The following is a 13,380-nucleotide window of genomic DNA, read 5'->3' as shown; positions in this document are numbered from 1 at the left end:
TTATAGGAATTTCATGTTAAATACCCCATTCTCCCCATGGCCTAGCTTTACACAAGAAGAAGCCGATGCAGTTAGCCGTGTTATTTTATCTAATAAAGTAAATTATTGGACGGGTACTGAAGGCCGTGAGTTTGAAAAAGAATTTGCAAGCTGGGCTGACAGCAAATACGCAATAGCGTTAGGTAATGGCACATTAGCACTTGATCTTGCACTCAAAGCATTAAACATCGGCGCTGGTGATGAAGTAATAACTACACCACGCACCTTTTTAGCATCTGCTTCAAGTATTGTTACATCAGGAGCGGCACCTGTATTTGCAGATGTCGATCTGAATAGCCAAGCTATTACCGCCGAATCTATAAAAGTAGTACTTACACCAAAAACTAAAGCAGTTATTGTTGTTCATTTAGCAGGTATGCCAGCGGAAATGGATGAAATAATGGCGCTCAGCAAAGAACATGGTTTTTATGTAATTGAAGACTGTGCACAAGCGCATGGTGCTAAATATAAAGGTCGTTCTGTTGGAAGCATTGGTCACATAGGTGCATGGAGTTTCTGCCAAGATAAAATAATGACCACAGGCGGCGAGGGCGGCATGGTAACGACTAACTCAAAAGAGTTATGGTCAAGCATGTGGAGCTATAAAGACCACGGGAAAAGCTTTGATGCTATTTATAATAGAGAGCATCCACCAGGTTTTAGATGGCTACATGAGAGCTTTGGCACTAATTGGCGTATGACCGAAATGCAAGCTACTATAGGTCGTATTCAGCTAAAGCGTATGGCTGATTGGACCGCAAAACGCCAAGCATATAGTACATTGCTCTATAGTGCTGCAGAGAATTTTGAGTGTATAAGATTAGTTAATGTACCAGAACATATCGAACATGCTCAATATAAGCACTATATGTTTATAAAACCAGAATGTTTGGCTAATGATTGGGATCGCGACCGTATAGTAAACGAAATTACGGAACGTGGTGTACCGTGTTTCCAAGGTAGTTGTTCAGAGGTTTATCTTGAAAAAGCATTTGATGATACCCCTTGGAGACCTAAAAAACGTTTACCTAATGCTGTACTACTAGGAGAAACGTCAATTATGTTTTTGGTTCATCCAACTTTGACTGAAAGTGAAATAGGTAAAACAGCTCAAATAATCAACGAAGTGCTTGTTTTAGCTTCTTTAAAATAAAAGCATATACCTAACGATAACGTTTACTAACAAAAAATAACCAAATACATAAAGACTATATAAATATTTACATATAGTCTTTATTTATTAAGTGCAATAGTTGTTCATCTTGTAGTAAAATTGTAATCAATAGAATAGTAGTCTTACTGCTAGCTTCAGGGAAATGTATTGTGTCTTTAAAATTTTTAGTTAATTTACCTCGTCCTCAAAAAAGAATTATTTCTCTCCTCATCGATAGCGTATTTATAATTGTTGCTTTTTGGCTGGCTTTTTTATTAAGGCTAGACAGCACCGTCGTTTTAAAAAATACACATACTTGGATTTTATTATCAGCATTATTGCCGCTTAGCTTATTAAGCTTTGTAAAGCTTGGGCTCTACAGAGCTGTGCTGCGCTATATGAACACTCAAGCTATGTGGGCCATTATTGCCGGTGTAGTACTTTCGACCGTTTATTTAACTATTTTATCTTTTTTTCTTAGTGCGCCAGTACCACGCACAGTTCCTTTTATTTATGCCAGCTTTTGTATTTTATTTGTTGGTGGTGCAAGGCTAACCGTGCGAGCTGTAGTTGGCCAAATAACTATGCGCCGCAAAGAAGGCGTAATTATTTATGGAGCAGGTTCTGCTGGCCGCCAATTAGCAACAGCCTTAGCAAATGGCCCTGAATACTCACCAGTCGCCTTTATAGACGACGACCCTAAAAAGCATTTATCGTTAATTCAAGGTATTTGTGTGCACGCACCGTCGCAAATAGCTGAAATCGCAAAGCAAAAATGTGCAAATAAAATATTGTTGGCACTACCAAGTACATCTCGTAGTCGTCGAAAAGAAGTACTTAACGCAATAGAAAAATTTAAATTACAAGTTATGACTGTTCCCGGAATGGCAGATATTGTTGCAGGGACAACTAATCTTGATGAAGTAAAAGATGTTGAAATTGACGACCTGCTAGGCCGTGATTCAGTTCAACCTAGCCAAGATTTAATGTCGGCAAATATAGCCAATAAAGTTGTAATGGTTACAGGTGCAGGCGGCTCTATAGGTTCTGAGCTTTGTAGGCAAATAGTAAAAAATAGTCCGATTAAGTTAGTGTTATTTGAGCTTTCTGAGTTCGCGCTTTACGCAATTGAAAAAGAGTTATCAGAGTTTTGTGCCAAAAATGACTTAAATATTGAAATACTGCCAATACTGGGCTCTATTCAAAATAAAAAATTAGTTGAGTCAACATTTTCTACTTTTAGTGTTCAAACTGTTTACCATGCCGCAGCGTATAAGCATGTACCCTTAGTTGAACACAATGTTGTAGAAGGCGTACGTAATAATGTTTACGGCACCTATAACTTAGCAACTGCAGCCATATATACAAAGGTAGAAACTTTTGTTCTTATATCAACAGATAAAGCAGTACGCCCAACAAATATAATGGGTACTACTAAGCGCATGGCTGAATTAGTACTGCAAGGGCTATCTGAAATCCAAGACACAACACGCTTTACCATGGTTCGATTTGGTAATGTTTTAGGATCGTCAGGTTCTGTTGTACCCCTGTTTAGAAAGCAAATTAAAGCGGGTGGTCCAATAACACTAACCCACCAAGACATAACCCGTTACTTTATGACAATTCCAGAAGCAGCTCAGCTAGTTATTCAAGCCGGCGCAATGGGTGTGGGAAGTGACGTGTTTGTACTCGATATGGGTGAGCCTGTTAAAATTAAAGATTTAGCTATTAAAATGGTTCACTTGTCAGGGCTTGAAGTTAAACACGCAAAACGACCAAACGGCGATATAGAAATACAATGCACAGGTTTACGCCCGGGTGAAAAGCTTTTTGAAGAGCTCCTTATAGGAGACAACGTTATTGGCACCGACCATCCAAGAATCCTAAGTGCACAAGAAATTAAAATGCCATGGAGCGAACTGTCTCCATTTTTAGATAAGCTTAAGTTAGCCTGTGACGAAACCGATCATCAAGAAATACGTAGATTACTTTTAACCGCACCTACTGCTTTTTCACCAACTGACGGTATTTGTGATTTAAACTGGAAACAAAAATTTAATAATCAAACGAATGTTACAGTTTTACCAAACGTAAGTGGCTCCTAAAGCGAATAGATTGCAATAGTTTGATGTTTGTAGGGAATGACATGCCTACGTGGATTTTCCCCCTCGCTGTAGTGAGCACGTAGGCGCCTTGCTTGCTGGCGCATTAAAGCCACCTCTTTACAAGTAAACACAATCCCAATATGGGTATTTCTTTATGTTGTCCACTAAGCCAGCACGTAAAGGGTTTGCGACTACATACCTCGCTTGACCTATTAAATCTTCATTATTCCTTATTTTGTGGTCATAGTAATTTGATTGCCATATCCTTCCATGCGTACCGCTATGTTTATTAAGTCTATAAGTTGTAATGTTTTTAAAATTCCTAACTAGGTTTGAAAGGTTAAGGCTACTATTTAACTGTAAAATCCAATGTATATGATCAGGCATGATTACGTAGCAGATAGTATTAAGTGAATTGTTTTTTGAAAATTTAATGAGTTCACTCGCAATTAACCGTGCACATAAAAAGTTAGCAAATAATGGCTTACGAAAATCACAACAAATTGTAATAGAGTAATAAGCGTTTACCGAAGTGCAGCGTCCTTTTAAACGTTTATGTGTGTTTGCCATATAATTAATTTCCATTTTAATAAATTAAATAGCGTGAGCAAGCTTCTCGCCTACAATTTACCAATCTCTATTTTAACTTCACTACTTAATATCTCTTTGTACTTTGCTGCTAACGCATTTTTTGCATCATCATCGCCATGTACAATTTTTATATGGCTTGGCTTTTTATGCATACCTGTTACAAAATTAATTAATCCGTTTTGATCGGCGTGGGCGCTATAGCCACTAATTGTATGTACTTTGGCGTTTATAGTAATGCGAGCATCGTTTATAAAAACATACCCATTACGTGGGCCATATTTTTGAATTTCGCGACCTAACGTTTTGTTTCCTTGGTAACCTACAAATAATACATCGGTGGTTTTGTCATTTAAAAATCGCTCAAGATAATTAACTATTCGCCCACCAGTACACATACCACTTGCCGCTAATATTATGGCTGGCGTTTGCCGCGTACTTAAATAGTTAATAACAGCCATGTGCTCTTTGTGTGAATCAACCGTAGTTAGGTTTTTAAAATCGAGCGGGTGCCTACCGTTTGCAACTTTGCGTTTAGCTTCGCTATCCCATAAGTGTTTAAAGTTTTTGTATTGCTCGGTAAAATTGGCTGCCATAGGGGAGTCGAGTATTACGTGAATGTCTCGCCACTTAGATTTTTTAGATGAGCCATGTATGAGTTGCTCTAGCTCGTATAGCAGTTCTTGTGTGCGGCCAATACTAAAAGCCGGTACTAAAATAACGCCGTTGTCGGCTACGGCGCGTTCAATAATGTTTTTTAGCGTTTTTGTGCGCTCTTTACGGCCTTGATGATTTTTATCACCGTAGGTTGATTCAATAACTAGGGTGTCGGCTTTATAAGGCGCTTTAGGTGAAGGGAGTAGTGGGGTATACGGCGCGCCTAAGTCTCCTGAAAATACAACGCGATGTTTGTTGTTATCATTATTTGTAATATCAATTTCAACGTAGGCAGAACCCAATATATGCCCTGCACGCTGAAACCTCGCCTTAGCTTTGCCGGGCGCTTTGGAAGGCAGTTCAAACCACGTTTTATAATCAACAGCAATTATGCGTTTATTTAATAAGCTTAAGCAGGCAGCTATAATTTTAGGGTCGCGGGTTACACCTACTTTTAAAGCATCTTCAATTACCAAAGGTAATAAACTGGCCGATGCAATACTTGTAAAAATAGGGCCTTTAAAACCGGCTGCTAACAAGTAAGGAATTCGATCAACATGGTCAATATGGCAATGGGTAACAATAAGCGCAGTAACATGGGTAATATTAAACTCTATTGAAAGGTCTGCTTTAGAATCCTCACCCTGAAATAATCCGCAATCAACAAGCACACTTGTTTGCTCGTTAATTACTAGCTCGTGGCACGAACCGGTAACTCCATTAACCGCTCCGTGGTGAAGTATTTGCATGATGGCTCACAGTAATTAGTCGTTTTTGTAATGATATTTACAGTAGAAGTTAAATTACAAAGATTCAAGGTAGGGTATAGCCGCTGTGTTTTAATAATAAAGAAAGCATATTTTCTTTATTAAAACTTAATTCCTAATTTATTTATAATTTAGCTGTCGTAGATCAACGTTCAGGCTATATTTAACCATATTTATTTACCATACTGTCGATTGCACGCTATGGTCGGTTATCGAGAGATAGAATTAAAGCTGTAATAGTATTGAAGTACTTTAAACGACTATTTGTGGTATTATTTTTAACATTGAAAAAATAAATCATTACAAAACTAGTGATAAATCATGTGTTTTAAGTGCTTTGTCTTGATAATATAGTTGTAATTAGCCATGCATAAATGTAAAGGTTTTGTATACTTATGAGAAGTACATATTCGTTGCGCTTTAGCTATACTTTTACACATATGGATACATAATGGATTTTTGGCTCCCTCTCTCAATTACGTTTATTATCTCACTTGTTGCCATAAAAGTGATTAATCCTATTGCTGTAAAAACAGGGTTGGTTGACTTCCCTTGCGATAGAAAAATACATAAAGGAAACATTCCTTTAGTTGGCGGAATTGCAATTTATTTAGCCGTGTTAATTACTTCAATGTTATTTATAGAACACAGCAGAAACTTAAATATTTATTTAGTTGCATCAGCGTTGGTACTTTTTTTGGGTACTTTAGATGATCGTTATCAACTCTCGGTAAAAATCCGACTTGTTGCACAAGTGCTTGTAGCCTCGTTAGTTATATTTGGAACAGAGATCTACTTACACAGCTTAGGATATATTTTAGGTTGGTTTGAACTCAAATTAGCAGGGTTTGGAATTGTATTAACGGTTATTGCCATTATTGCAGGAATCAATGCTATTAACATGATGGATGGCATGGATGGATTAGTCGGTTTACTCAGTGTAGTTGCATTTACTGCTTTGGCGTTTTTACTAAGTCGAGTAACTAATGCATGGTATTTGCTGCCTTTTTTATTTATTGCCGCCTTATTAGGGTATTTAATATTTAATCTTAAACTACACAGTTCAGTCACAAAAATATTTATGGGTGACTCAGGCAATATGCTCATAGGCTTAACTCTAGTTTGGCTTATGGTAATAGGGATAGAGTTAGATGCGCCAGCATTAAGACCTGTAACTGCCTTGTATATAATTGCTGTACCTTTAATGGATATGGCAACAGTAATAATGCGAAGAGTCAAATCAGGTGTATCCCCTTTTCAGGCTGACAGACAGCATTTGCATCATATTTTTGAAGCAGCAGGTTACAGCCATCGATTTTCGCTTATTGTTATTTCGTCTGGTGCAAGTATACTTGCCCTACTAGGTTGTTTAGCTGAAGTTTATGCAGTTGCAGAGTGGATAATGCTAGTGTCTTTTTTATTGTTTTTTATGTGTTATTCGGCAATTACTAAACAAGTATGGAAAAAGCTAACGAAAATTTAGCCACATCAAGGATTTTATTTTGTTACTTACCAATAGATTAGAAAATAAATAATGAAAAATAATAAAGTTATAGTATCACTTCTCCCTTTTCTGTTTTTAACAGGCTGTGCTATGTCACCTCCTGTTCTTCATGCCACACGTGCTCTAATAGACGAACCAATAAAATCTAACAGTGCTAGCGCATTACCCACGTATTTAAGTGATGTATTAGACTCTAAGCCGCAAGGCTATACAGGGCAATACAATAATATTGAGTTTACATTAGGCCTGCAATATACGTCAGCATTGGGTGAAAACTGTAGAGTGGTTTATTTAAAAAGAGCAGAACAATTAGCCGAACAAGAACGTCGAGCTGTGTGTAAAAATACCAACCAGCAATGGGTAGTAACGCCTCAAGTAATTGAAAACAAAAACAACCAAATTAGCTTTGGAGCTTAAGCCCTTTATGAACATGCTAAGCAAAATATTTCAAACATTTTTAATATTAACCTGCTCTACCTTTAGTCTATTTAGCGCTAATGTTACTGCAGCAGAACAAATGTCTTTAAGCCAGCTTGAAAGCGCAGGTACAACTCAAACGCAACTACCTAATGCTGCGTTACAAAATGGAACATATAATAAACAAGGGCGTTCTGGAACATTATTACCAGGCGAAATGTCAGCGGCTGAATTACTACCTACTCCAGAGCTTGGCTTACCACCTCCATATGGTGCAAACTTATTTGCAGGAGGTTACGAAAGTGAGCGCCAAGATGGTTTAAACGATGACTATACAATAGCACCAGGCGACAAAGTTTCTATTTGGCTGTGGGGTGCAATAAATCAATCAGAAGTTATAACGGTTGATAACCAAGGTAATTTATTCATAACTAATGTAGGTCCTGTATACGTAGCAGACGTAAAAGCAAGCCAGCTAAATAGTTACGTAAGCAATAAAATAAAAGAAGTATATAAAAGTAGCGTACAAATATACGTAAACTTACTTACAGCAACGCCAGTGAGTGTTTACATAAGTGGTAGCATTGTTCGTCCTGGGCAATATGCAGGTATAGCCTCCGACAGTATTTTGTACTACTTAAAGCGAGCCGGTGGAATAGACTCTGAGCGAGGAAGTTACCGCTCTATAAAGGTATTACGAGACGATAAAGTAATTCAAAATATAGACCTATACGACTTTATACTAAGTGGTTACCTCCCTAAGTTTAACTTTAAAGACAACGACGTAATTTTAGTTGAGCGCCAAAAGGCAACAGTTGTTGTATCAGGAAGTGTAAGAGCACCATTTAGGTTTGAGTTTAAAGATAATCAAGCAACGGGAGAGCAACTAGCAAAATTTGCCTTGCCACTTGCTAAAGTAAGCCACGTAGGAATAGTAGGCGACCGTAAAACAGGCCCATTTTCGGTTTACTTACCTTACAACGAGTTTAAAAGCTTTACACTTAAAGATGGCGACCGCCTTATTTTTAACGACGATATACGTGCGCAGGTACTCGACATTCAGGTAGCTGGCAGTTATTTAGGGCCTTCGTACTTTGCAGTAAAAAATAACACACGCTTGCACGACTTACTTGCCAATATACAAATAAATAAAGACCTTGCTGACTACAAGTCAATTTATATACAGCGTAAAAGCGTAGCTAAAAAACAAAAAGAGATGATTGACCAAGCGTTAGACCGATTAGAGCGCAGCATATTTACCGCCCCTGCGTCGTCCGACGGAGAAGCTAAAATAAGAGCCGAAGAAGGTAAAATGATTTTAGAGTTTACCGAACGTGCCCGCAAAGCGGTTCCACTTGGCAAAGTAGTTATTTCTGATCAAGGTCAAGTTGCAAATATTAGGTTAGAGCAGGGGGATGTAATACACATACCAGCAAAAACTGATTTAATACACATAGGTGGCGAAGTGCTCATGCCACAAGCGCTTGTGTACAACCCAAATGCAACAATTGACGACTACATAGCATGGGCGGGTGGCTACAGCGAACGAGCCAATTACGACCAAATAATGGTTATACACCCTAACGGCATGATAGACGTAGACGCTTACGGCACCTTAAAACCAGGTGACCAAATTTTGGTACTACCAAAAGTAGACACCAAGTTTTTGCAATCGGTTAAAGATATAACGCAAATAATTTATCAAATTGCTATTGCGGCAAATGTGGCCACCTAAATGACCACAGTACTTAAACGTAATAACTGGGCAATATGGCGCGACGTTATATTTGCCCTTTTTGTACGCGAAATCCGCACAGGCTTTAACGATAAGCTAGGGCTTGCGTGGGCGGTATTTCAGCCATTAAGCTTTATATTTTTACTATCGTACTTACGCGGCCTGATCTCAGGTAGCGACTCACACACGGTGCCCACATTCGAATTTATGATGTACGGCATGCTGTTAATTCAATTGTTTTTAGAAACTTTAAATAACTCAGCAAATTCAATAAAAAAAAATAAGGCCTTATTTGCCTTTAGGCAAGTGCAGCCAATTAGTAGCGTTGTGGCCAGTAGTTTTTTTGATTTGTTAGTTAAGCTATTTGTTTTTGTACTTATTTTATTACTAATGTTTTTACTTAAAATGGATATTAATATAGACAATCCATTATTTTTAATAACAAACGTTTTTGCTGTATGGATTATAGCGATGTCACTCGGGTTACTATTTGCTATTGGGCAATGTTATGTACCTGAAATTACTAAAGTACGAGGTATTTTAACTAGGCCTTTGTTTTTTATATCGGGTGTATTTTTTTCGATGGAGGATATACCCAAAGAGTACTGGTCATATTTAGATTGGAACCCACTTTTGCATGCAATAGAATTAACTCGTCATGCGGCTTATAGTACTTACCCTACAGAGGCAGTAAGTGAGTTTTATTTATTAGCTTGTACGATTGTATTATTGTTTTTTGCTTTAGCTGTTTACCACGTTTCGTGGAAACAGGCGCTAAGCAGGTAACCTTATGCAACAAGGAGTATTAAGTGATTAAGCTGCAAAATGTTACCAAGTACTACCCCTCTACGTTAGGTAACCAATATATTTTTAAAAATATAAGCTTTGAAATACCTAGCGGCCATAACATTGCTATTTTAGGCTCTAATGGCGCAGGTAAATCTACGTTATTTAAAATGCTTGCTGGCAGCGAATACCCCAATAAAGGTGAAATAATTACTGACCTTCACTTATCGTGGCCGGTAGCGCTTGCCACAGGAATTCACCCGCAAATGAGTGGCGCCGAAAATGCCCGCTTTATAGGAATGATTAACGGTGTTGCCGATTTAGATCAGTACGTACGCAGTGTACGCCAATTTGCCGAGCTAGGCCCAAAGTTTGATTTACCAGTAAAAACTTACTCTAGCGGTATGAAACCCCGCCTAGCATTTGCTTGTTCAATAGGTATAGATTTTGACGTATACCTAATAGATGAGGTTACCTCGGTGGGCGATGCAAGCTTTAGAAAAAAAACACGCGAAGCCCTCACACAAAAAAGTAAAAATGCTAATGTGATAATGGTAAGCCACGAAATGGACGAACTGCGCCATTTTTGTGATAGCGCCATTGTATTGCACCAAGGCGAACTTACTTTTTACAATGATTTAGAGCAAGGAATTGCTCATTACCAGGCATTATAATTATGAGTCAACAAGCGGTAGAAAAAATAGAACAACGCTTTACCGAGCTAGCAAAAAAAACCGATAAAACTATTTGGCACAATGGCGAAAAGCTCATGAGGCTTGCTCAGGAACTAGAGAAAAATGATGTATACCTAGCTAGGCGTATTATGCAGCGCGCCCGTAATATTGATCCTACAAATCAATATATACAAAAAGAGCTAACTAGGCTTACTAATAAAATAAATAATCAACCGGGTAAAGCACAAACAAGTACCTCTACCGAGCAAAATGCAAAACCGAACGTAAAGCAAACTGCTATGGCTAAGTTAAATAATAAGCGCGGCCTACACTTATTTACTAAGCCGTGGTTTGTACTATTGGTTGTGCCTTTTATATTGTTTGCTTTTTACCAACTCGTTTTAGCAGCCCCTAGATATGAGAGCCGTGCACAATTAATAATTCAGCAGCCCGACGGCATGGCAACAATGGACCCGTCAATGGCGCTACTTAGTGGCCTAGGTGTGGGTGGTAACTCGACGGCCGATACCGAAATAGCTAAAGCGTACATACATTCACAAGATATGCTTAACTACTTACAAACACACAATAATTTAAAAGTACATTACCAAAATGGCGGTGACGTGTTTTCGAGTTTAAGTAGTAATGCCAGCATAGAAGATTTACTAAAGTACTATATAGATCATACCACAGTCGAAATTGACGAAGCGTCAGGTGTAATTAAAATTTTAGTGCAGGGCTTTACGCCTGAATTTGCAAACACTCTAACGCAAACAATAGTTAATCGCGCAGAGTGGTATATAAACTCAATAGGCCACCAATTAGCTGATGCGCAATTAAAGTTTATACGTTTGGAACATGCAAAAATTGAGCAGCGCTTGCGCGACGCACAAAAAAACACCCTTGCATTTCAGCAAAAAAATAACTTACTAGACCCAGAGGCCGAAGGCATGGCACTGCAGCAAATAACCTATGGGCTTGAGGGGCAAATAGCCACTAAAAGTGCAGAGCTAAAAGGGCTACGCTCAACCATGACTGAAAAAGCCCCGCAAGTAGTTATACTAGCGTCGGAGCTGAGCGCACTTAAAACCCAGCTAGAGCTAGAGCGAGATAGGCTTTCTACTCAGCAAGGCACCAATAGTAATATTAAAAACAATGGAACCTCTGTAAGTGAAGTGCTTGCGCAATTTTCTGACTTAAAAATTGAGTTAGAGCTAGCGCTTAAAGGTTATACATCTTCTGAGGTATCGCTCGATAAAGCCAGAATTGAGGCTTATAGGCAGCTTAAATATTTAGTAGTGGTTGAGTCAGCCACGCTACCACAAGACAATAAATACCCAGATACGCTTTACAATATTTTACTCTTTGCAGTATTACAGTTAATGCTGTTTGGTATTGGTAAAATAGTTTTAGCCACAGTAAAAGAGCTAAGGTAAACTTCAAGTTATAAAGTTTAATTAAAATTAATAGATAGGATTCTATATGCACTCTTTAAAAGCACCTGCCACAAAGTCGGCACGCAAAGGTATAATTTTAGCCGGTGGGTCAGGTACTCGCTTATACCCTCTTACAAAAGTCGTAAGTAAACAACTAATGCCGGTATACGATAAACCGATGATTTTTTACCCGGTATCTACTTTAATGATGGCCGGTATTACCGAAATTTTAATTATTTCGACTCCCGCTGAATTACCTCGTTTTAAAGAGCTATTAGGCGATGGCAGCGCATGGGGTATTACATTTGAATACAAAGAGCAACCAAGTCCAGATGGCCTAGCACAAGCATTTTTATTAGCCGAAGATTTTTTACAAGGCCAATGCGCTGCGTTAGTACTTGGTGATAATTTATTTTATGGTCACGATTTATCTTTATCACTGCAAAATGCAACTGAGTGCGAGCAAGGTGCTACAGTGTTTGGTTACCATGTTTCAAACCCTAAATCGTATGGTGTGGTTGAGTTTGACCAAAATGGCAAAGCCATTTCAATAGAAGAAAAGCCAGATAAACCTAAATCTAACTACGCAGTACCAGGGTTATACTTTTTTGATAGTCGCGTAGTGGAGTTTGCTAAAAATGTAAAACCCTCTGAGCGAGGCGAGCTTGAAATTACCGACGTAATAGACCAATACCTCGCTAATAAAGAGCTAAACGTAGAAATAATGGGCCGTGGCACAGCTTGGTTAGATACAGGTACGCTAGATGATTTGCTTGATGCTGCTAACTTTATTCGCGCAATAGAAAAACGCCAAGGCTTAAAAATTAACTGCCCAGAAGAAATAGCCTACCGCATGGGTTACATAAATGCAGAACAGCTTAAAAAGCTAGCAAAGCCGCTTAAAAAATCAGGCTATGGCAAGTACTTATTATCGCTTTTAGATCAAACTGTATTTTAATAGGCATTAAAATGAAATTTATTGAAACTAGCATCCCTGATGTAAAAATTATTGAGCCACAAGTATTTGGTGACGAGCGCGGTTTTTTTATGGAAACTTTTCGCACAGAGCTATTTAACCAACACTGCGGCGAGCGCACTTTTGTGCAAGAAAACCACAGTAAATCGGCGCACGGTATACTGCGCGGCTTACACTATCAAACACAAAATACCCAAGGTAAATTGGTACGTGTAACGCAAGGTGAAGTATACGACGTAGCAGTAGATATGCGCCAAAGTTCGCCAACCTTTGGGCAGTGGGTAGGCGTGTTGCTTTCGGCTGAAAATAAACGCCAACTTTGGGTGCCAGAAGGATTTGCACACGGTTTTTATGTAACAACAGAAACTGCCGAATTTGTATATAAATGTACCGATGTTTATAACCCAAATGTTGAAGTCTCAATAAAGTGGGACGACCCAACTCTAAATATTGATTGGCCATTAGTTGAAGGTAAGTTACCGCAGTTATCAGCTAAAGACGAAGCCGGCCTTAGCTTTAAAAACGCCCCAAAATTTTAATAGC

Annotated in this window: 11 protein-coding genes and 2 pseudogenes; 10 read left to right on the top strand and 3 right to left on the bottom strand. The window is 38.5% G+C overall.

Translation table 11 applies throughout. The features are described 5' to 3' along the window. Positions 1 to 13 precede the first annotated feature (13 nt). The 3 genes and pseudogenes from H5090_RS01055 (at position 14) to H5090_RS21050 (ending at position 3,297) form a co-directional block, all read left to right on the top strand. Positions 14 to 1,192 carry a DegT/DnrJ/EryC1/StrS aminotransferase family protein gene (locus H5090_RS01055; RefSeq protein ID WP_182694777.1) on the top strand — a complete coding sequence of 393 codons (1,179 nt, stop codon included), beginning with the start codon at positions 14 to 16 and terminating at the stop codon, positions 1,190 to 1,192. A 170-nt stretch (positions 1,193 to 1,362) separates the two neighbouring features. Beyond that, positions 1,363 to 2,061, top strand: a pseudogene (locus H5090_RS21055) (nucleoside-diphosphate sugar epimerase/dehydratase); the annotation flags it as partial. A gap of 147 nt (positions 2,062 to 2,208) precedes the next feature. Then, on the top strand, positions 2,209 to 3,297 hold the full coding sequence (locus H5090_RS21050) for a UDP-N-acetylglucosamine 4,6-dehydratase family protein (protein WP_404936420.1): 1,089 nt from the start codon (positions 2,209 to 2,211) through the stop codon (positions 3,295 to 3,297). A 117-nt stretch (positions 3,298 to 3,414) separates the two neighbouring features. On the opposite strand, the gene H5090_RS01045 is transcribed toward H5090_RS21050, so the two are convergent. After that, the gene (locus tag H5090_RS01045) at positions 3,415 to 3,867 is read right to left on the bottom strand and encodes an REP-associated tyrosine transposase (RefSeq protein WP_182694775.1); all 453 of its coding nucleotides are present in this window, start codon (positions 3,865 to 3,867) and stop codon (positions 3,415 to 3,417) included. A 50-nt stretch (positions 3,868 to 3,917) separates the two neighbouring features. Beyond that, positions 3,918 to 5,291 (bottom strand): MBL fold metallo-hydrolase RNA specificity domain-containing protein, encoded by a 1,374-nt coding sequence (locus H5090_RS01040; protein WP_182694774.1) that lies wholly within the window; start codon positions 5,289 to 5,291, stop codon positions 3,918 to 3,920. Positions 5,292 to 5,760: 469 nt separating this feature from the next. On the opposite strand from H5090_RS01040, the gene wecA reads away from it, so the two are divergent. The 5 genes from wecA to H5090_RS01015 all read left to right on the top strand — a co-directional run bounded on the left by wecA (position 5,761) and on the right by H5090_RS01015 (position 10,425). Further along, a complete protein-coding gene (gene wecA, locus H5090_RS01035) occupies positions 5,761 to 6,792 on the top strand; it encodes a UDP-N-acetylglucosamine--undecaprenyl-phosphate N-acetylglucosaminephosphotransferase (RefSeq protein ID WP_182694773.1) in 1,032 nt (343 codons plus the stop codon). Between the two features lie 111 nt (positions 6,793 to 6,903). Continuing rightward, the gene (locus H5090_RS01030; RefSeq protein WP_002958461.1) at positions 6,904 to 7,230 is read left to right on the top strand and encodes a DVU3141 family protein; all 327 of its coding nucleotides are present in this window, start codon (positions 6,904 to 6,906) and stop codon (positions 7,228 to 7,230) included. A 7-nt stretch (positions 7,231 to 7,237) separates the two neighbouring features. Then, a complete protein-coding gene (locus H5090_RS01025) occupies positions 7,238 to 8,965 on the top strand; it encodes a polysaccharide biosynthesis/export family protein (RefSeq protein ID WP_182694772.1) in 1,728 nt (575 codons plus the stop codon). Beyond that, positions 8,966 to 9,751, top strand: coding sequence for an ABC transporter permease (locus tag H5090_RS01020; RefSeq protein ID WP_182694771.1), 786 nt, complete (start codon positions 8,966 to 8,968; stop codon positions 9,749 to 9,751). Positions 9,752 to 9,774: 23 nt separating this feature from the next. Continuing rightward, on the top strand, positions 9,775 to 10,425 hold the full coding sequence (locus tag H5090_RS01015; RefSeq protein ID WP_182694770.1) for an ABC transporter ATP-binding protein: 651 nt from the start codon (positions 9,775 to 9,777) through the stop codon (positions 10,423 to 10,425). Positions 10,426 to 11,571: 1,146 nt separating this feature from the next. Here H5090_RS01015 and H5090_RS21045 read toward each other — a convergent pair. Beyond that, positions 11,572 to 11,619 (bottom strand): annotated as a pseudogene (locus H5090_RS21045) (hypothetical protein); the annotation flags it as partial. 288 nt (positions 11,620 to 11,907) lie between these two features. Here H5090_RS21045 and rfbA point away from each other — a divergent pair. After that, entirely contained in the window at positions 11,908 to 12,819 is a 912-nt protein-coding gene (rfbA, locus tag H5090_RS01005; protein WP_165723979.1) for a glucose-1-phosphate thymidylyltransferase RfbA, read from the top strand. 11 nt (positions 12,820 to 12,830) lie between these two features. After that, the gene (rfbC, locus tag H5090_RS01000; RefSeq protein WP_002958467.1) at positions 12,831 to 13,376 is read left to right on the top strand and encodes a dTDP-4-dehydrorhamnose 3,5-epimerase; all 546 of its coding nucleotides are present in this window, start codon (positions 12,831 to 12,833) and stop codon (positions 13,374 to 13,376) included. Positions 13,377 to 13,380: the final 4 nt, after the last annotated feature.

It is taken from the genome of Pseudoalteromonas sp. SR43-5, from assembly GCF_014163835.1.
GTDB classification, from domain to species: domain Bacteria; phylum Pseudomonadota; class Gammaproteobacteria; order Enterobacterales; family Alteromonadaceae; genus Pseudoalteromonas; species Pseudoalteromonas distincta.
The sequence above is the reverse complement of the archived record's forward strand: the minus strand, read 5'-3'. Positions and strand labels throughout refer to the sequence as shown.

Bases quoted from the DNA above. Each gene is read 5' to 3' on its own strand.
- H5090_RS21050 (WP_404936420.1), top strand. From the start codon at position 2,209: ATGGTTACAGGTGCAGGCGGCTCTATAGGTTCTGAGCTTTGTAGGCAA.
- rfbA (WP_165723979.1), top strand. From the start codon at position 11,908: ATGCACTCTTTAAAAGCACCTGCCACAAAGTCGGCACGCAAAGGTATA.
- wecA (WP_182694773.1), top strand. From the start codon at position 5,761: ATGGATTTTTGGCTCCCTCTCTCAATTACGTTTATTATCTCACTTGTT.
- H5090_RS01055 (WP_182694777.1), top strand. From the start codon at position 14: ATGTTAAATACCCCATTCTCCCCATGGCCTAGCTTTACACAAGAAGAA.
- H5090_RS01020 (WP_182694771.1), top strand. From the start codon at position 8,966: ATGACCACAGTACTTAAACGTAATAACTGGGCAATATGGCGCGACGTT.
- rfbC (WP_002958467.1), top strand. From the start codon at position 12,831: ATGAAATTTATTGAAACTAGCATCCCTGATGTAAAAATTATTGAGCCA.
- H5090_RS01030 (WP_002958461.1), top strand. From the start codon at position 6,904: ATGTCACCTCCTGTTCTTCATGCCACACGTGCTCTAATAGACGAACCA.
- H5090_RS01025 (WP_182694772.1), top strand. From the start codon at position 7,238: ATGAACATGCTAAGCAAAATATTTCAAACATTTTTAATATTAACCTGC.
- H5090_RS01045 (WP_182694775.1), bottom strand. From the start codon at position 3,867: ATGGCAAACACACATAAACGTTTAAAAGGACGCTGCACTTCGGTAAAC.
- H5090_RS01040 (WP_182694774.1), bottom strand. From the start codon at position 5,291: ATGCAAATACTTCACCACGGAGCGGTTAATGGAGTTACCGGTTCGTGC.